The following is an 18,817-nucleotide window of genomic DNA, read 5'->3' on the forward strand; positions in this document are numbered from 1 at the left end:
CCATTTATCTGCTCAAAAATAGCCCCTGTGTAAGCGAAGGGCTATTTTTATGTTGCTGTTTGCTTACTTATTGAGCGCTTCATCAACTAAATCGCTTAATTGCTGGTAGCCAAAACTGAGCAGTGGTTTCCCATTTACAAAATAGCTTGGTGTTTTATTCACGCCCAGTGCTTTCGCATCGGCTATTTCTTGCTGAATCACTATTTGAATGCCGCTGGATTGCATATCGGTTTGTAATTGCGCCATATCCAGCCCCAGAGGCGCGAGTAGTGGTAGTACGAGATCGACCTTGGCTTGATGGTTTTTTGTCCATTGATCTTGCGTAGCAAGCACGGTTTCAAGTGCGGGCCAATACTTGCCTTGTTTACGTGCGGCCTCTAATACGGCAATCACCTGCTCTGCGCCTTGATGCAATGGGGCGTAACGCATCACAAGGCGGATTTGCTCCGGATTTTTTGCAATCAGCTCTTTTACAAAAGGGTAAAACGCTGCACAAGCTTCGCAAGCGGGATCGATAAATTCAACAATTGTCACTTTTGCATTTTGCGCACCAATGATGGGCGAATGCATGCGGATTAAGGCTTCTTGATTGATCTGAACATGCGCTTGGGCCGCCGAGTGCTGCTTATTCTTAAATGCCAATGTTCCGACAATAAACAGTGCCAATAAAACCAGCGCTGCGGCGATAAAGATAATTTTCTGCTTCATTTTTTACCCTGAATAAATGTAGCGAATAAAGAAATATTGATCAGCGCAAAGGCGCAGACCGACATCAGTGGAATAGTCAGAAAGCCAAACCATTCGGCTTCTATTTCAGAGCACGACGAGCCTTGGGCGCAAGGGCTGGCGGAAGGCGAAATGAGCCCCAGCTGCAAAAACCAGTGAAAAATCGCAAATCCAAGGCCGATCAGCGCTAAAGGCAAGGCATAGCGGGCTACTTTAGTATCGAGTGGGAACAGCGCCAGCGGCAGGAAGATTGCCAGTGGAAACATAAAAATCCGCTGATACCAACACAAAGTGCAGGGGGAAGACCCATCACCTCGCCAAAAAATAGAGCACCGAGTGTGCCGCTGGCAGCGATCAGCCATGCGATAAAAATAAGCACCCAGCAGCTTGGGTCGCTCTTGGATGTGGGGATAGGAGGGGGATGAGGCAAAGTATTCCTCTTACGTGCAGTGTTTGGGAAAAGGAAGTAGACCTTTATCGCGGAGCAGGGTTCAAGACTATTTAGTGGTAAAAATTGCGCTTACGCTCCATTTTTAAGCAAAATCTACCGGCACATGCTGCATAAAAACATGCATCAAGCAAAATGATTGCGCCTACTAGTAAAGTACGCGCAATCCAGCTCAGAAAAATATCAGCGCAATATACGGTTTAACAATCAGACAGGATCGAAAATGGCTTAAAGCGCTTGGATTTGTAGCTAAGGATAAGTAATAAATGATGAATAGAGTGTTTAAACATCATTAAAATCCCTTATTGCTATACAAGATAGCGAGCACGGTGACTTCGGACGGTCTGGTTGTTTTTGAAGTGGTGCGACAATTGAGATTTAAGCACCGAGTCAGCCAAGCGCCCAAAGGTAAGGCCGGAACGGAAATTGACGTATTTAAATGGCACAATGTGATGCTGGGGAATCTAAAAACGGCGCAATCAGGGACCTATCATGCATTCAAATACGGTAAATATGCGGGTCGCTATTTGGCAGAAATGTAGTATCGATTTAATCGGCGTTTTGATTTGTGTGCCCTACATGCCTTACTCATAGCCAAGCCTTGGGCGCTTGGCTGAGCAAGAAACATAATCAGGTTAATTAAAGTTATAAATCAGCTGTTTTAACTTTTCAGCGACCCCTACACGATCAAATTTATATCCTAAATACATCTCACCTGCATTGCCATGGCCATCCTGTAGTAAATGGCCAACCCCAAATTGATCTTCGTCAGGTCTCATAGCTAATAAATCACCGCTAAGTTTAATTAAACTATCTCTTACATTGTTTTTTATATCTAAAACAACATCACTATTATTGCTTGCTATTTCATTTGGTGTCGTTAGAATATTAAAAATCAACCGTAATTTCAAATATTTACTCGCTAAAAAATCAGCTCCAAACCTACCACTCTCAGACTTTTTCATCCCATCCAGTACAACCTCTTTATCTAGGAAATATGACAATGTATGTATATTCGGTTTGCCGGTATCACCTTGAGGATAATAGATTCTGCCATTAGCCGCCTCCATCATTTCTTGCGCACAGATTAAATGCTTTGCCTCGGCAGGAACTTCATCGTCAACTCTAGCCCCCACTTTATCATGCAATACTTTTAAAAAATCAGTCAGTAAAGGAACGAGTTTATCCTGATATACAATATAAGTTTGATTATCACAAGAAAACATAACATCAATATCAGAACCCTCCTTTTGACTGCCCGTTGCATATGAACCATATAGAAATGATACAAAAGTGCCACCTAAATGTGTAGATAACTCCGAACAAAATTTTTCTATTTCATATTTAACATTGATATTTTCCTCCCGTACTTCAACTGCGGTAATTATATCTTTAATCGTCTTTAATGCGCCTGGAGCGCATTTTTGATGTGTTAATAAAGTAGGATAATCATATTTATCTACTTTTAATGGATAGAAACGATGTTCATTACTCAGTTCAATGTTGGAAGCATTCAATACTTCATGGTCATCGGTTATAAATGTCTCTTGACGAACATACAAATCACTTTCGGTAATATCATTACCATTTAATTCTAAAACATGAAACCATATGTAATCTGGACGACTTCTCTTATCTACCTGATCATAAATATCATGATTGGGTCCACGTCTTGAATGCACAGTATTGGCGGTATCAATTAGCAATCTATCCCCATTTACAACTTGGATACCTTCCTTTGCCATCAATAATGATCCATTGACTTTTTCCACTAAATGGCTCACGCCAATTAGAATAACCGAAAGAGGTTTAACTCCACAGTCTGCTTTTTCTGATTGCATATCAATAGCATCTATACTGACTTGTGAGTTTAATTCAACATTTTTTTCTTTCGGCATCATGTTTTCTGATGCTGAAAGAAAATACGAGCTGGGCTGGCGACAAAGTTCAATAGGCATATTTTTACTCCATGGTATTATCGATGCATATACGTGGAAAACCCCACCCCTTTAATGCTTCAAAAATTGAAAAATAGGATGGTTTTAAAGTACATATAACCGCAATAAAAACTAACGAATTGGCGAGCTAATATCTTCATTCGCTATAAAATAGCGCCCTGATAAAATCAATTGTTCATATTTTGAAAAAGCCATCATTATATGATCGACAAGCTCACGTGCTTTCTGTTTGCTCAAACCAGGGACCATGTTGTAACAAATAAAACCATGTCCTAAATTGTTACCATATTCACGGCGAAAATCTTTAACGATGCTGATGCTAGGTATCTCATTTCCGCTATTGATTTGCTCAGTAACATACTGATAAAAACCTTCGTAAATTTTATTATTTGAATGCAAAATGCTTAACTCTTTATTTGGCTGTATTGAAAAAATAATTTCCCACCCTAAAGAGTAATTATTTAATATATTTACTTGGTTATATTCTAGAAGGCAATCTTTAATTTGTTCTGTTGAATGTAATAATTCAGCTAAATAGGTTCTAAGACCATTCTTGCCTAATCTTTGTAATGCAACCCATGAGCTTGCAATGCCTGAAGCAGAACGTGAGTTTTCAATTGTATTCTCAAATGCCTTTAACTCACCATAATGTAATGATTGTGCTTGCCCCTCATTTTCTTTACGTGTTGTGATTGCCATTTTTTTACTAATAAAAAAACTACTAGAGTAAGGAGAAAGTCCATTTTTATGTAGATCAACACCAAATGAATCAAAATGCTTTATGTATTTAAACTTATTTAATACAGAATTAATTTTACTCTTAATTGGTTCATTAATATTCATTTCGTCATAAATCCCCTCAGGCGCCTGCATAAAACTCAGCCAGAGCCAACCTATAACACTATCCAGATGCAAATAAGGGAAATAATTAAGTTGATAGAGATTGACAATGTCTGAAACTGCTTTATGCACAACATGTGTATCTTCGCATAGAAAATCTAACGTTGTTCCTCCACAGACAATAATTGCAGCAACTCGTTTTTTTTTAGCAACTTGTGATGCAAATGCTGCTTTTAAATCATCGGCTTGCATTCCATCAGAAGATTGAATAGGTACACGAATGCATTGCTGGCTGCCTAGCCCCAATAGGCTGCATGTGTGCTCAAGAGAATAATGTGCTCCATCAGCAACTAATATAACCAAATCATTTGGAATACCCACAATTGCTGCATTAGGCTCAATTCTATCAATTGCTGCCTTGATTCCATAAAAAAGAGTAAGCTTGCCTCCACTGCACGAAAGTCCTGTCGCCTGATCCCACCCTGCCAATTCACCTAAACTTCTTGCTACTTGCTGCTCAAACAATAAGGATTTTCCACCGTAGTTATCCATAATGGCATTTATATTATAGAGCTGCATTAAAGATGCGGCTGCGATAGAATCTAACATTGGATTCGGCACCATATTAAATACAGCGTAAGGAGACGAAGGCCGAATACTCCCATCAACAATGTCTGCAAATGCGTTAAAAACTTGATCGCTTTTTTTTCCTATATCAGTCATCAATCCTTTTTGTATCATTTCTTCATAGGAATAGTCTGTCACAGGGAACTTCGGGCCATAAGCAATTTTAGCTTGAATATAATGATAGCCATTCCATAGTTTATCAAGGTAATTATCAATATTTTGGCCATTTTTATGAAAAAACTCATCACTGGGAAAAAGATGGCAAAACTTATTATGCATTTCTGGCTGATATTTAACTTTTTCAAATTCAGAATCTATTTCCTGCTCACACGCTAAGTTATTTAGTGTTGTAGCTGTATTTCTACTTTGTGCAGTATTGGACAGCGGGTTCTGACTTGCAATTTGGTTCGGAATTGACATAATCATACCTAGAAAGTTAGTTAAGCATTAACCTGTTATGTCTCTTGCTCAGTTAATTATCCACGCGGACATGGCTTGGCTATAAGTAAGGCATGTAGCATACGAGGAACAAGGGCGCACAAATCAATACCCACGATTAATGTGTACACCCCAGTGACAATCCTTGCTGCCCACGGTTTGAGTTTAAAACGAAAAGTCTTGCACCGAATCAAAGCACCGCCGATGTGGATGCTTTTTATGCCGTACGAATTGCTAAATCAAGCCTTTTTTAGGAAGAGACATAATTAGGAAATTCTTATTTGGTTTGTAAAAATGGCATTGTATATACATACAACAGAAATACAATTAAAAATTGATCATTGTTTCTTTAGAAAGCCTCTGAATAAATGGCAGTGCTCCATTTTTAATGACGTGTTAATACCTGAAAACGGTATTGTTGCACAAATCAATTTAAGGACGAACCGCCCCAAACTCCATGCGGATTTACGCCACAATCGTTACTGGCGCACCTAATTGCGTGAAGCGATTTAAGATCGCAACACGCACTTGTAGTTCTGCCACTTGCACATACGTACATTTTAGCAGTAGCAAGGTATGACTAATTTGTGTAACAACGCCCATCCCAGCCACAATCCTTTGGGGAGTGGCGTAAGCGTGCGTGCAAACAGCACAGCTGCTATGTGCTCTTTAATATCATGCCGAGCGCTTGTAAGTAGGGGCGGCTGCTTACAAATAGCCCTGTTTCACACGCTTTTTGAGCCACGGCCTCTATAAAACGTTGATGCACGGACCTGAGCTTGCTGTGCCGTTTGCCATGAGCGAGTCTGCGCCTCGGTGTTACTGGTATGAGCGGCTTTTAGGCGAGGAAGTAGCGTCAGTGCGCGCTCATAGCAAATGGGAAGGGCGCTAGCAGCCTGTCGGACTTAAGACTGATCTACTACGGAAAAGCCGGATTTGGCCATATTTCACGCATTTTCTCATTTAATAGCCAGCTATTCGCCTCAAAAACGCACGAAATCTGTCTCAAACCAGTCTTTCCCTCGCTACGATCGCTTAAGTCCGACAGGCTGCTAAGTAGATGTTTAGATTGTGCAGCTCGTCTTATAGCCGTAGCGCATTTTGTTAGGCAGTGGAATAAACGTGGGTTGCGTCAGCATTCTGGCATAAGCTTGCATTAATTATTATTTTTAACGAATTTATGTATCAGAAAAATTAAAGAATGAAATTCGATTTTCTTTCATAAAGCTGATATTTTTTATCATAAATAGGCGGTTTGGGATTGGATATGCTTTATACGCAGATTTTTGAGAATGGGTGTTATTTATCACTTGGCAAGTGGTTGTTTTGGAATATAATGAGAACAGTTATCAGTCTTAGAAGCCTGCCATGTATGTTTGCATCTGTAATAGTGTTACCGACAAAGCCATTTACAAAGCCGTGGCCGGTGGCGTGCGCACCTTTGCTGAGTTACAAGAGCAAACAGCCGTGTCAACCTGCTGTGGTCAGTGCACCAGCTGTGCTAAGCAAGTGATGGCTGATGCTTTAAGCGCACAACCTGTGCCACAGGCCATACGCTGGATGCCACAGCGCATGGTTTCGGCATAGCCGTTACAGGCTTATTACTTAAATTCGCAGGCCTTAAAGGCAGTTGTGGATTTTAAGCTTCTATGAGACGAATGGTAAATCGTGCTCCACCTAGCGTTGATTGATCGACCCAAATTTCCCCTTGATGCAAAGTCACTGCTTTTTTAGCAATTGCTAGCCCTAAACCAAATCCTCCGCTCGCCCTGTCTCGGCTTCGATTGAGCCGATAGAAAGGCTCGAAAATATGCTCACGCTCTTTGTCTGGAATGCCAGGGCCGTCATCCTCAATGGTGATTTCTAGCTCACCTGCGTTATTTTGTAAGGTGGATATCTTGATTTTATGCTCTGCATATTTGGCGGCATTGCGCAAAAGATTACTAAGCGCACGGCTTAGCAGTTTAGAGTCACCCAATACCATGCTATTTTGTGAGTGAATAGCATGGCTAACTTCTTTGCCGTGCATGACATGCTCTAGCGAATTTAAAACCATATGTAGCATTTCGGCCAGATTAATTTTATGCATTGGCAGTGCTTGTTGTTGCTCAATTTTTGTTAGGCTAAGTAGCTCGCTAACTAGCTCATTAAGTTCTTGTAAATCATTTTCCATTGCTAAAAAACGCGGGTTGAGATCATTATTTTGGGCATCTTTTTTGAGTAGTTCTAGGCCAAATTCTAGCCTAGCAATCGGCGTGCGTAACTCATGGGAAACGGAATGGAGTAATTCGCTCTGTGAATCAACTAAGCGCTCAATTCTTTCTGCCATTAAATTCATGCATTGGGCAAGCGGATAGATGCTGGCGCTTTTTCTAACCTTTGCACGGCTAGATAATAGGCCAGAACCAAAGTCGTTCGCTGTTTTGGAGAGAGATTGCAATTCTCTCCAATGAAAATAAGACCAAACTCCGCAAAGAGTGAGTAATAAAAGAAAGATAATTGTGTATTGAAATCGTTTTATTTTGACAATTATGGAGGCGTGATTTTCTTTTTCAGGGGCATAAATAACCTGATTAGCGCTGCCGGGGAATTTTGAATTATCTATATCTACCCGGCGGAAATAAGCTTCGCTTTGAAAGTCAACCACCACTTTCTTTTCCAGCAACTTCTGTCTGTTGTGGGGAGCAATCATGGCTATTGCGCGTTCAAGTGGGATAAGGGTATAGCTATTATCGGATTTTTCCTGCAGCGTTTTAAAACGCTTAAACCAGAGCGCCCCTTGGCTATCGTCTAGATATAGTTCAACTAAAAAAATCTGAGCAACCGCATCTTTAACTGAATATTGTTCAAGCTGCTCTGCATAAAAATGAGTGGTTATATAGCTGAGCACTTGCGTTAATGAAAGGGTGACGACGGCAATCAATACAAAGATACGTAAATAGATGCGATACATAGCGGTTTACTCCCAGGCTGAAGGGCTAAATAAATAGCCTTCACCCCAGATGGTTTTTATTTTTTTTGAATCATGATCGTTAAACTTGCGGCGTAAACGCGAAATACTATTATCAATACTTCTATCTGTCCCATCAAATTCAATACCGCGCATGGATTTTAAAATATCATCGCGTGATAAAACACGGCCTGCGGATTCGGCCAGTAAGAGTAATAGTTTGAATTCCGAATTACTTAAATTATAGGTTTCATTTTTCCAGCGTACACTTCGATCTGTTTTGGATATTTCTAGTTCGCCAAAGCTAAGTGGGGCGTTTGGGGTACTCAGCTTTCTTGCGCCTCGTCTTAATAGTGCCCGTAATCGGGCGAGTAGAATTCGGGGTTGGATCGGCTTATTAATATAATCATCTGCGCCTTGCTCAAGGCCAGAAACTTCATCAAACATATCTTCGCGTGCAGTCAGAATTAAGATAGGCACTTTACTTATTTCACGAATATGTTGGCATACGACCATGCCATCTAAGCCAGGTAGCATCAAATCGAGCACAATAATATCGGGCAGAGTTGCCTTATAGTGGTCGAGAGCCGTGTCCCCGCGACTAATGATCTCTACCTTAAACTCATAGCTGCTGAGGTACTCCTGAATGAGCGCCGCCAGCTTGGAATCATCTTCTACTAGCATTAACCTGTACATTATTAGCCCTTAGCTTGATATGCAGTCGGTATTGTACAAGCGCTTGCCAGTGATGGCTTGGGGAAAGACACTTCGTTGCAAAGATCTACACTTTCTATACATCTTAATTTAGCTTTTTATTACATACAATTTTGCGACAAATTATAAACAACTCAAGAGGGATCTTTTTATGATCGAACTGTTATGATGGTTTACTTTCAAAAAACGAGTAAGCATCATGCGTCGTATTATTGCTCTGGTTTCTCTATTTGTGGTTGCTCCCCTTTATGCCGCAGATCAGCCAGCAGATGAATCAAAAATAACCCTTGCTGTTGGAATGGCTTACGGCTCGGAGTTTGTAGGCGGCAAGAAGAATAAAGTATCCCCTCTCTTTTATGCTGATTATCAGGCTGCAAATGGTTTTTTTGCAGGCATACGTGGCATTGGCTTTCAGGTAGGAAAAGGTATTTTTGATAGCAGTATTGCTTTAGGTTATGGGGGCAGTCGTGGTGACGATATTGCCAATTATTCAGATACAAAAATTAAATTTAAGGGGATGGGAGATATTAAAAACTCGGCGCTATTAAATTTAAAGGCTGGGGTAAATCTATGGGAGATTGCGCATTTATCCTTGGGGGCAGAGTTGAAGCTGAATCATCGTGAAAATGGCAATGCCTATAATGTAACGCTGGCGGTTCCTATTTACTCTACAGAGGCTGATCAAATATCTATTGGTGCCTTTGCACATTATGCCGATGCTAAATACGCGCAAACTTATTATGGTGTGACTGCAGTGCAAAGCATTGCCTCAGGGTATAAGGCTTATGCGCCTACGGCGGGGTTTGATACGGGCAGCTTAAGCCTGACGTGGAATCACTCCTTTGATAAAAACTGGGGGATTTCCTCATCTGTAGGGGTGAAGCGTTTATTTAAGAATGCTGAAAATAGCCCTTTAACAGAATCAAAAACTAGTCCTTTAGCTTCTCTTGCTGTGAGTTATTCGTTCTAAATACGGCGCTGTGCGGTATGGGAGATTGAAATGAAACAACGAATTCTAGGTTTCGATTTGGCCCGTGCCTAGGCTATTTTTGGAATGGTGATTTGCAATTATTGGCCATAGAGAAAAAAGCACTACTAAAGCGGACCGGTTGAGCCTGTAAATCTTTCTGTGTAAGTGCCTTTGGAATTACTGGTGGTTGTTCAGTCGGTTCGTCCCCCTGTGTCAGGATAGTTGAGATACTCCCTTTTCACGAGCCCAAGAAACTTTCCATCCGCGCGTTGTCGTAGCAATTTCCCTTCCGACTCATCGAGGCTTATAAACCCGCCGCAACGATTTTTTTTGGTAGCTATAAGAGCAATATTGGCTGCCGCGATTCGAGTGTAAAACCAAGCCTTTACTGGGACGTTTATGTGCCAAGGCCAGTGTTAATTCGGCACTTACTTACTTTTTCATCATTCGTGAACCCATTGGATAACGGACAATCTCACACGTAAATACATCCTTAACCCCCGCCAAATACAACCAGGCTGAAGGTCTCCGTTAACTCCATCATGCCTCATCCCTTCGGTTGTGGAATTATGTTGAAAGCAAGAAGCGGCCCCAACTATGGTTCGAAAACCTTAGCTCGCTAGGCCCGTTCAATGCTTTGTTTGAATCAAGCAAAACATCAAGCAAAACGAATAACGGTTGTGATGTGATGCCTAAGTGATAAGGCTTTAGTCGTAACTTAGCTCTGTAGCCGCCTTGCCATGAAAAACGCGATAAACGTAAGCGGTGTATGCGAGCACGACCGGTAGCACCACGGCAGCAACCACTAGAATCGCCCATAGCGCCTCCGTGTCACTTGCGGCCTGCCATATCGTCATTTTGCTGATAACGATATCTGGAAATATGCTGTAAGCAAGCCCCCAGAACGATAGCAGCACAATGCTTACACACAGCACAAATGGCACCCAACAATAGCGGTCATCTCCTTGGGCCTGGCGGCGAGCAAGGCGCGGCAGTAAGTAATTCAGCAATGCAAATAAGCCAAAAGTGACTAGTGGCAGTGGCAATAGCAGCAGAAACTGCGGCAATGCAAACCACTTGACGGCGATCGCTGGGCTTGCCAAGGGGGTGGCGATAGAGACTAAGGCCACAGCTGCGATTGCGCCTAATAACACCTGTTTTGCCCAAACATAAGCACGAGCTTGCAATAAGCCTGTGGTCTTTAGAATTAGCCAACTGGCCCCTAGTAAGGCATAAGCGGTGCAAAGGCATAAGGCCGTTAACCAGGCAAAGCCCCAAGCCACCCATCCTTCGCTAAAACCCATCAGATAACGGCCCAGCATCAAGCCCTGCATCAGGGAAACCAGCAGGGAGCTGACGAAAAAAGCGCTATCCCATAATGGCTGGTGTGGCTCACGCGCTTTAACGCGAAAATCAAAGGCGACCCCACGGATAATGAGCCCGCCTAGCATGAAAGCAAGCGGCAGATAGAGCTCACTAGACACGAGTGAATTAGCGGCGGGAAATGCGGCGAGCAATAAGCCTATTCCCAATACCAGCCAAGTTTCATTTGCATCCCAGAACGGGCCTATCGTCGCAAGCATCTGGGTTTTTTCCGCACGCTCTACGCGCGGCAGTAGCAGGCCGATTCCGAGGTCGTAGCCGTCTAGTACCACATAGATCAGCATCGACAAGGTTAACAAGCCAGCGAAAATAACAGGCAGCCAATAAGTCAGATTCATGCGAGTTGCTCCTGTTGAGTGAGTACCTGAGCACTGGCGGCCTTTTTAGCCAAATGAAATAGCACCGACACGTAGGCGACAAGTAGAAACGCATATAGAGATAGGTACATGGCTAAACTAGAAGCCAGCATGGTTGGCGTAGCACCACCAGCGGCTTCAGCGGTAGTTAACACGCCTGTGACTAGCCAAGGCTGGCGCCCCATTTCTGTGACATACCATCCCGCCAATGTGGCGACCCATCCAGAAAAAGTCATTCCCACCAGAATACGCAATAGCCAGCGTGGTGATTCTTTGCGGCGCAGCTTCCATGCGGCCAGCCAAGAAACAAGCAGCATCAGCGAGCCGATACCCGCCATGACGCGGAAACTCCAAAACACTTTTGCTACAGGGGGATGTTGGGGAAAGGACTCAAGTCCTTTTATTTCTCCATCCAAAGAGTGGGTGAGGATCAGGCTACCCAGCTTTGGAATACCCAGCGCGAAGTCATTGTTGTGAGTCTGCTCATTGGGCAGCGCAAACAATAATAAGGGCACAGATTGCTCCGTTCGCCAGATGCCCTCTATCGCGGCCAGCTTGGCGGGTTGTACTTCTCGTGTTTTCAAGCCATGCATGTCCCCCACTACAATCTGCAGTGGAATCAACAGCGCAGCGGCAAGCACGCCTGTTTTTAAGGTCAGGCTCACTCCTTCACTGCTGTCCCCCTTCAGCCGGCGATAGGCGGACAAACCGGCTAATAAGAAAGCGGCCGTTAGGCCAGAAGCAATCAGCATGTGCGCGAAGCGGTATGGGGCAGAGGGATTGAAGATGACTTCTAACCAACTTGTCACAACGGCGTGGCCATTGACCATCTCGAAGCCAGCAGGCGTTTGCATCCACGAGTTAAGCGTCAAGATCCAGAATGTCGACATGGTATTGCCGAGAGCCACGATCAAGGTGGCTAAGGTATGAGCACGTTCGGAAATGCGAGATCTTCCGAACAGCATCACGCCAAGAAAGGTGGCTTCTAAGAAAAAGGCCGTAAGAATCTCATAAGAGAGCAGCGGTCCAGCAATATTGCCGACGACACGCATAAAGCCTGGCCAATTGGTACCAAATTGGAAACTCATGGTGGCACCGGTGACCACGCCTAGTGCAAATGACAATGCAAATATCTTGATCCAAAAAGCATAGGCGTCCATCCAAGCCTGTTGGCCGGTTTTAATATAACGCCATTTGAAAAATAATAGAAACCAGCCCAGTGCAATGTTAATAGAGGGAAAAAGAATATGAAAACTGATATTGGCGCCAAATTGAATGCGCGCCATAGTAAGCGCATCAAGTACGTTCATAGAGTGTCTTTGTAAGTTAAGGCGGGGTGATAAAGTAGGCGTGCCACCACTTCAGGCATCGGCATCAGCGAGTAGAGTGGCGGAAACACAAGTATTTAAGCGAGAAGTGGGCTTATAGGGCTAAGCAGAGCCATGACAAATCTATGTCATGGCATTTAAGGCAATCTCTGCTTTATTGTGTAAGTCTTTTGCGAATCCAGAAATCCATGCTAACAAAACGTCCGCCACCATAAAAGAACAGCACCAGCAGCATGACAAAGTAAGTGGCGGCGAACTCCATCCCGTTATTTAGAATAACAGGGTCGCCAAACTCGGTAATGTAGTTATAACGGCCAGGGAAGTTCTCTGCCAGCCAAGATAAGAGCCCTGCCAAGCGCTGACTCGATTCCGCACCTTTGTCAGCAATAGCCAACCAGCCGCGTGGCAAGTGCACCATAGCGCTGGCAGCACTCATCAAGATCATCATCGGAATGGCCATGACGCGGGTAAATAGCCCTAGAGCGATACAAATCAGACCGGCTACTTCGGTTGCCACCGCTAAAAACGCAAATAGGAAGGGTAATGGCAAGCCTAAACCTCCATCACTGGATGAAGCGCCAAACCAAGCAACGGACTCATTAAAGCCGACCACTTTAGAATATGCGCCTACATAAATCACCGGCAATAAATAAAGCCGAATACAAAGTAGGGCTATAAAGTCATATCGGCTGCACGCTGAAACTGCACTATCAAAATAATGCATTATTTTCTTAATCATTTTCATATTCCTTGTGTTTTGTATTTGGGCCAAGTGCTGTTTATTTTCAGCATTCGAGCCTTAGCGTAGATTGGTGTTGAATCAGGCCAATTTCTGTAGCTTCACTTAGCCAATGCTGCAATTGCATTTCTGTTGTTTCTGTACTGGATTTCAAAGCCAGGAAAGAGCAGCTAGTGCCTATTTGCGAAAGCATCCAATGATCAAACAGGCTTAAAGGCTTGCGGATGACTTGATGTTGGGCGTCTCGAAAAATAGCGAAAGAGCCCTGTAAACCATCGATTTCTTGATTGAGCGTTATACAAAGCAGGGTTGGATTAGTTGTAAGGATGGATTCGTTGGATAATCCTTCCGGTGAGCAATGGCTAACGATGCCTTCATCAATCTCAACACAAAAAAGCACCCACTCGTATTCCAAACCCTGCCGTATTTCTGGCGAAACTCTTTCTTGAATAAATGTTAAAAATTCGGTGGCAATATGATGAAACTCAGGCGAGAGCGCATGATGGTCTTGCAGAAAATCATCAATATGCTGTTGAACGTTTTTTATTCCCGTTTTTTGATAAAACACGGGGAAAGTGTGTTCAATTACATTTTCAATATTGCCACGCAAAAATTCGCGATACAGTAAAATGCTAGGATCTTTAGTGATGGATTGTTTATTGCGCAGTATGCTGCTGAATTCCTGACTAAGCTCCATATTTACGTAAGCGCTCATTTCATGTTCCTTTTGCGGCATTTATTGGATGTTTCTAATGCGAATAGAGCAATTGGCTACCTAGCTCTGAAACTTCCCCGCATAAGTCTTTTAATGAAGGAAGGTGGTTGTCCCTTTCTAATACCAAGGGCTTAGTACCGTGCAATTTAATAGTTTGCTTAGCCAGTTCAATCACTTCGCCGCATACATTTGCACCATGTGTATCAATAATGACGCCATCCTCTTGCTGCCAATGGCCTGCAATATGAAAATACCGAATTGAGGCTGATGGTAGGTTGGCAATAAATTTAAGCGGATCGTAATCATGATTTACGCCATTAACATAAGCATTGTTGATATCTAGCAATAGCTGGCATTGGCTGCGTTCAACAATTTCGTTAATAAATTCCGCTTCGTTCATTTGCCCATCATGGTTGTAGTAGTAACTGATGTTTTCCAGAATAAGCGTGCGTTCTAGAATATATTGCGCTTGCCGTATTTTTTCCGAAATATATACCGCCATCTCTGGGCTGCGGGGAATCGGCAATAAATCGTATAAATAGCCTTGTTTGTCCCTGGAATAGCTCAAGTGATCGCTATATACGTCGATCTGGTAGCGATCGAGAAAGCGTTTTACTCTTTTAATAAACTCTATATTTAAGGGCAAGGTATCGCCAATTGAAAGGCTTAGCCCATGGGCAATCAGTGGGTATTTGCTAGACAGAATATCCAGCTGCTCACGTTTCCTTCCGCCCACTTCCAACCAGTTTTCAATGGTCAGTTCAAGAAAATCAATATTGGGGTCTATGGGCTGATCAGATAGCCATTGAGCGTGCTCGCTGCGTAGCCCTACTCCCAGAGAGGAAGGGGCTATTGTCCGCATACTCCCTCCGTCATTTTGTAGCTTGAAGCAGCTGCATGTGTCCCTTGCCCAGATTTGCCGCATTTTCCGTCACGAGCGCGTACCAATTTGTCCTGAGGATCACTCTTAAGGTCGGCTTTCTCGTACATTTTTACGGTTCCACATTTCCCGCTTGCGCACTTTCCGCCATTGCCACTTTCACTTTTTACGGGCTGTGCTGCATGGCTGGTTTTGGCCATCAATGGCTCTGCATACATAGTCACCAATGAAGTCATCGCTATCGATAAAATGATTTTATTTTTCAATTTTTGCCTCTTTTTTTGGATTAAACGAGTTTAATTATTTATTAAAATTACGATGGTTTTATCGCAATACAATTTAATTCACAGAAATAGATGACAAATCTCGCCCAGCATAAACAGGACCTTTGTAGTATTTCTTAATGATGGCAATAGACTGATCTTTGGTGCGTAGACTTTTGCCCATGAAATGGTTCAAAACGAGGTTTTTAGCTTGAACTGCCGCAGCAATCTTGCCGACGGTGGAAGGCTTGGCGTGTAGGAAAGCAGAGCTGGAGTCGGCCCCTTCATCAATAGCGAGCGGCATGACCAATATGTCGGCATTTTTAGCAAAATCAATAAAATGCTGATTGCTGCCGTTTTGATCGGCCGAGATCACAATCCGCCCTTCGGGTGTATCAATTCGGTATGCCAGCGTAGGGACATTGCCATGAGGAATACCGAGGGCTGAGATCGTAATATCACCGTCTTCATAGACTTTTGTTGCGGCTGTTTGATGGTAATCCACATCAGTCAGCTTCACTTTTAAGGGAATATCTCCTTTTCCATCAAAGATTCCTGATAAATAAGCATAAGCGCCATTTTTGGCAAATTGAGCGTTCATGAAATGAGTCAAGCTAGGAAATGCTTCACTTGCTGTTGGGCCAGCAATGTCAATATTGTGCGGGGCATTAAAGAAATAACTGCCTTTCAAAAGAGCGGGCAAATCTGAAACGTGGTCGGTATGAAAATGGGTTAGACCGATAAAACGTACATCCTCTAGTTTTGCGCCAGACTGACCAAACCGTAGAAATGAGCCCCCACCAGCGTCGATCATGAATAGAGGTTTGTTTTTCCACCAGATCAAGGATGCAGAAGAAGAGCGGCCATCATCTGAAATGGGGCCACCAGAACCCAAAAGCTGCAATGAATAACTCTTGTTTTTGCAAGGGCCTTCATTTGCCCCCGATAGGGCAGATATACACGCAAGTCCTATCGCAAGAATAAAAGTATAAATTTTCATTTTTTATATATCTCTTAGTAGTTAAATAAGTGCTATTTAATGACTTAACGATTGCTAATTAAATAGCTAATTTAAATCGTTTAAACAGGGAGCATGGAATAAGCGACCATGTATAAGCGCGTTAAGTGTTTTAATCAGCACAATGAGCCATAGACCTAACAAAAGCCCAGCAAGCACAATGCCTATCACCTCGAACACAATAAGTTGAGTTATGAAGTACAGATTCAATGTAGCTGCAACATAGACCCCCAGCGGGAAGGTTAATCCCCACCAGCCAAGATTGAATGGCAAGCCTTCTCGGCGATAATGACTCATAAATAAAATGGCACACACGAGCCACCAAATCCCCATTCCCCAAAGCAGCAGACCGCCAATCACACCAAAATCCCTCGCTGTGATGGCCACGCTAGCTAATTGAGTTCCGCTGAAGGCTGCAGGCGCGGCTTGTCCAAGAGTGAGTAAGCCAAGAGCGCCAGTGCCAATGGGGCCAAGGGTTAACCAACTTGAAACACCCAAGTCTCGATGCGGTAGTTTGTGGATCACTAATCGAAAAAACACCAGCGTCAAAACCATAAATGCTTGCGGCACTGAAATAGCCCAAAGAACATAGCCTGCTCCGATAATATAACGAGCAATTTCTGGAGCGAGGTGAGGCGCTAATACTGCAGCACTTGATGCTGCGACTTCTGGCGCAACAATGGGCAAGAGCAGCACGGCAGTGAGCTTTTCAAATGCATGGTTTTGAGAGCGAAAGGCTAAATAAGGCACGCCAATCGCAATCACCACAGCAAGCACGACATCGAAGCACCAAACAAAAAAAGCCAGCGAGTAAACATCTGAGCCAAAGCGTGGACCTGCAAAAATGACGATGCCATTAATAATAGGAACCAGCCCCATGGGTATAGCGCCAAGGAACATGGACTGGACGGGGTGCTGTAGCATGGGTTTGATCGTGTCAGGGTAAATAATCAATCTAGCCGTAAACATCAATGCAAAAATCATGTATACAACCGTATCGATAGCCCAAAGTGCTTCAGCAAGTATTTGTTGGCCACTAAAGTGAATCGGCAGTGCGGCCAAAATTAAAAACACAATGCCGTTTCCCATCGTGATGGCAAACCAGTTAGGCGTGAACTGGCGAACTTTCTCTGCAAGGCTTCCCATAATCATCATCCTTCGTAAGGAGTGAATGCATCTACTTCATAAGGAGTAGATGCCTCTAATATAGAACGGTGCTATTTATAAAAAAAATACATATTTACTATGGCTGCCATATGATTTTGATATAGATTGATATTATGAACTTTACCCACCTCGAAGCATTCTTTGCTGTAGTAAAAATGGGCAGCGTGACGGCTGCATCAGAGCATCTGCACGTCAGTCAACCTGCGTTGACACGGGAGATTAGGGAGCTTGAAGAGCGTTTTGGCGTTGTACTTTTTGATCGTTTACCAAGAGGCATGAAACCTACGGAGGCAGGAGTTCTACTTGCTCAGTTCGCTGCCCAAATCTTTACATTAGCCAATTCAGCCGAAAATGCGGTAGGAGAGTTTGCTGAGGTGCTACGTGGTGATCTTCGCCTTGCGGCCAGCCGAACCATTGGCGTTTACTTCTTACCTAAAATTTTAGACACTTTCCGGCGTCTTTATCCTGGAGTGACCATTGACTTGGCCGTTACAAATACGGAGCAAGTTGAAGAGACGCTTTTGACCCAAGAAAGACAAGTCGGCTTTATCGAGGGAACATACGATATTGCATTGTTCGATGCCGTATTGATTGGGCACGATGAGATTATTCCAGTGGTAAGTCCATCCAACAGCTTGTATGCCAAAGGCAGCGTAAGTGCTGCGGAAATAGGCTGTGGCGAACTCGTGGTGCGGGAGGCAGGCTCTGGCTCCCGTGCAGTTGTTGAGCAGTCATATGCACAGCATGGTCTTGTGCTTGCGCCTAAATTGTATGTTGGTAGCACGGAAGCGATCAAACAGTTACTACTGCTTGGCAATGCGGTCGCGTGGATTTCCCAGCGAAGCATCGCGGAAGAGTTAGCCAATGGCTCGCTTGTGAAGTTAGCTGTTACTGACTTGAAGATTGAGAGAGATTTCACCATGATCTGGCGAAAATCACGAGGACTTAGCCCAAGTGCTGGCGCATTTCGCACCTTGGTCAAAAAAATGCTCTACTAAAGAGTGCTCAATATTGAAGTTGAAATGCACGAAAGTGCTTGGGTATTTAGAAGTGGCGGGCGCATTACGGTAATTGTCAAAGTAGTGGAGATGTTTTTACGATTTAAGCTACCTGTAATTCCTTGCTTGTTTTGGGCTCAATGACCCAGCCTGGGTTGAGTTGTACTTCGTTTTGCCAGATCCAGTTCCGAGTTGTGTTCCGCCACCGTTCCGGCCGTACCAAGCGGGCGGTTTGGTAGACGGCATGGCGTTTTTCTAATAGAGCTTTGTCCTGCCCTTGATGCCGTTGCGATGGCGTG

General features: G+C 43.6%; 18 protein-coding genes and 2 pseudogenes. 4 read left to right on the forward strand and 16 right to left on the reverse strand.

The genetic code is table 11. The features are described 5' to 3' along the window. Nucleotides 1-63 precede the first annotated feature (63 nt). Nucleotides 64-708 (reverse strand): DsbA family protein, encoded by a 645-nt coding sequence (locus C1H71_RS15100; RefSeq protein WP_130107288.1) that lies wholly within the window; start codon nucleotides 706-708, stop codon nucleotides 64-66. Beyond that, on the reverse strand, nucleotides 705-1,088 hold the full coding sequence (locus C1H71_RS15105) for a disulfide bond formation protein B (protein WP_223145886.1): 384 nt from the start codon (nucleotides 1,086-1,088) through the stop codon (nucleotides 705-707). The genes C1H71_RS15100 and C1H71_RS15105 overlap by 4 nt, the downstream gene beginning before the upstream one ends. A 415-nt stretch (nucleotides 1,089-1,503) precedes the next feature. Between C1H71_RS15105 and C1H71_RS20745 the strand changes: the two are divergent. Next, nucleotides 1,504-1,713, forward strand: a pseudogene (locus C1H71_RS20745) (transposase); the annotation flags it as partial. A 96-nt stretch (nucleotides 1,714-1,809) separates the two neighbouring features. Here the strand turns inward: C1H71_RS20745 and C1H71_RS15115 are convergent. The 3 genes from C1H71_RS15115 to C1H71_RS20750 form a co-directional block, all read right to left on the reverse strand. Beyond that, nucleotides 1,810-3,132 carry a nucleotidyltransferase domain-containing protein gene (locus C1H71_RS15115; RefSeq protein WP_130107289.1) on the reverse strand — a complete coding sequence of 441 codons (1,323 nt, stop codon included), beginning with the start codon at nucleotides 3,130-3,132 and terminating at the stop codon, nucleotides 1,810-1,812. 111 nt (nucleotides 3,133-3,243) lie between these two features. Continuing rightward, entirely contained in the window at nucleotides 3,244-5,019 is a 1,776-nt protein-coding gene (locus C1H71_RS15120; RefSeq protein WP_130107290.1) for a glutamate decarboxylase, read from the reverse strand. Nucleotides 5,020-5,502: 483 nt separating this feature from the next. Next, nucleotides 5,503-5,640: a hypothetical protein gene (locus tag C1H71_RS20750; protein WP_188053332.1), complete on the reverse strand. Its 138-nt coding sequence runs from the start codon at nucleotides 5,638-5,640 to the stop codon at nucleotides 5,503-5,505. Between the two features lie 765 nt (nucleotides 5,641-6,405). Here C1H71_RS20750 and C1H71_RS15125 point away from each other — a divergent pair. Continuing rightward, nucleotides 6,406-6,624, forward strand: coding sequence for a (2Fe-2S)-binding protein (locus tag C1H71_RS15125; protein WP_130107291.1), 219 nt, complete (start codon nucleotides 6,406-6,408; stop codon nucleotides 6,622-6,624). Between the two features lie 52 nt (nucleotides 6,625-6,676). Here C1H71_RS15125 and C1H71_RS15130 read toward each other — a convergent pair whose 3' ends face one another. Together C1H71_RS15130 and C1H71_RS15135 are read right to left on the reverse strand one after the other, a co-directional pair. Continuing rightward, a complete protein-coding gene (locus tag C1H71_RS15130) occupies nucleotides 6,677-7,990 on the reverse strand; it encodes an ATP-binding protein (RefSeq protein ID WP_130107292.1) in 1,314 nt (437 codons plus the stop codon). A gap of 6 nt (nucleotides 7,991-7,996) precedes the next feature. Beyond that, entirely contained in the window at nucleotides 7,997-8,683 is a 687-nt protein-coding gene (locus C1H71_RS15135; RefSeq protein ID WP_223145887.1) for a response regulator, read from the reverse strand. Between the two features lie 217 nt (nucleotides 8,684-8,900). Here C1H71_RS15135 and C1H71_RS15140 point away from each other — a divergent pair, with 217 nt between their 5' ends. Beyond that, nucleotides 8,901-9,671, forward strand: coding sequence for a MipA/OmpV family protein (locus C1H71_RS15140; RefSeq protein WP_130107294.1), 771 nt, complete (start codon nucleotides 8,901-8,903; stop codon nucleotides 9,669-9,671). A gap of 241 nt (nucleotides 9,672-9,912) precedes the next feature. Here the strand turns inward: C1H71_RS15140 and C1H71_RS21550 are convergent. From C1H71_RS21550 to C1H71_RS15180, 9 genes and pseudogenes are all read right to left on the reverse strand, one after another. After that, nucleotides 9,913-10,187, reverse strand: a pseudogene (locus C1H71_RS21550) (DDE-type integrase/transposase/recombinase); the annotation flags it as partial. 191 nt (nucleotides 10,188-10,378) lie between these two features. Further along, nucleotides 10,379-11,392 carry a cytochrome d ubiquinol oxidase subunit II gene (locus tag C1H71_RS15145; protein ID WP_130107295.1) on the reverse strand — a complete coding sequence of 338 codons (1,014 nt, stop codon included), beginning with the start codon at nucleotides 11,390-11,392 and terminating at the stop codon, nucleotides 10,379-10,381. After that, nucleotides 11,389-12,720 (reverse strand): cytochrome ubiquinol oxidase subunit I, encoded by a 1,332-nt coding sequence (locus C1H71_RS15150; RefSeq protein ID WP_130107296.1) that lies wholly within the window; start codon nucleotides 12,718-12,720, stop codon nucleotides 11,389-11,391. The genes C1H71_RS15145 and C1H71_RS15150 overlap by 4 nt, the downstream gene beginning before the upstream one ends. A 172-nt stretch (nucleotides 12,721-12,892) precedes the next feature. Beyond that, entirely contained in the window at nucleotides 12,893-13,477 is a 585-nt protein-coding gene (locus C1H71_RS15155) for an HvfX family Cu-binding RiPP maturation protein (protein WP_130107297.1), read from the reverse strand. A 46-nt stretch (nucleotides 13,478-13,523) separates the two neighbouring features. Continuing rightward, on the reverse strand, nucleotides 13,524-14,192 hold the full coding sequence (locus tag C1H71_RS15160) for an HvfC/BufC family peptide modification chaperone (protein ID WP_188053334.1): 669 nt from the start codon (nucleotides 14,190-14,192) through the stop codon (nucleotides 13,524-13,526). Nucleotides 14,193-14,226: 34 nt separating this feature from the next. Next, nucleotides 14,227-15,054: a DUF692 domain-containing protein gene (locus tag C1H71_RS15165; RefSeq protein ID WP_130107299.1), complete on the reverse strand. Its 828-nt coding sequence runs from the start codon at nucleotides 15,052-15,054 to the stop codon at nucleotides 14,227-14,229. Then, entirely contained in the window at nucleotides 15,042-15,338 is a 297-nt protein-coding gene (locus C1H71_RS15170) for a hypothetical protein (protein ID WP_130107300.1), read from the reverse strand. Before C1H71_RS15170 ends, C1H71_RS15165 begins: the two co-directional genes overlap by 13 nt. A 73-nt stretch (nucleotides 15,339-15,411) precedes the next feature. After that, nucleotides 15,412-16,335 carry an MBL fold metallo-hydrolase gene (locus tag C1H71_RS15175; RefSeq protein WP_130107301.1) on the reverse strand — a complete coding sequence of 308 codons (924 nt, stop codon included), beginning with the start codon at nucleotides 16,333-16,335 and terminating at the stop codon, nucleotides 15,412-15,414. A 66-nt stretch (nucleotides 16,336-16,401) separates the two neighbouring features. Further along, the gene (locus C1H71_RS15180; RefSeq protein WP_223145888.1) at nucleotides 16,402-17,499 is read right to left on the reverse strand and encodes a TDT family transporter; all 1,098 of its coding nucleotides are present in this window, start codon (nucleotides 17,497-17,499) and stop codon (nucleotides 16,402-16,404) included. A gap of 134 nt (nucleotides 17,500-17,633) precedes the next feature. Between C1H71_RS15180 and C1H71_RS15185 the strand changes: the two genes are divergently transcribed. After that, nucleotides 17,634-18,518: a LysR family transcriptional regulator gene (locus C1H71_RS15185; RefSeq protein ID WP_130107303.1), complete on the forward strand. Its 885-nt coding sequence runs from the start codon at nucleotides 17,634-17,636 to the stop codon at nucleotides 18,516-18,518. Nucleotides 18,519-18,817: the final 299 nt, after the last annotated feature.

Origin of the sequence: Iodobacter fluviatilis (genome assembly GCF_004194535.1) — a bacterium.
Classification (GTDB): domain Bacteria; phylum Pseudomonadota; class Gammaproteobacteria; order Burkholderiales; family Chitinibacteraceae; genus Iodobacter; species Iodobacter fluviatilis_A.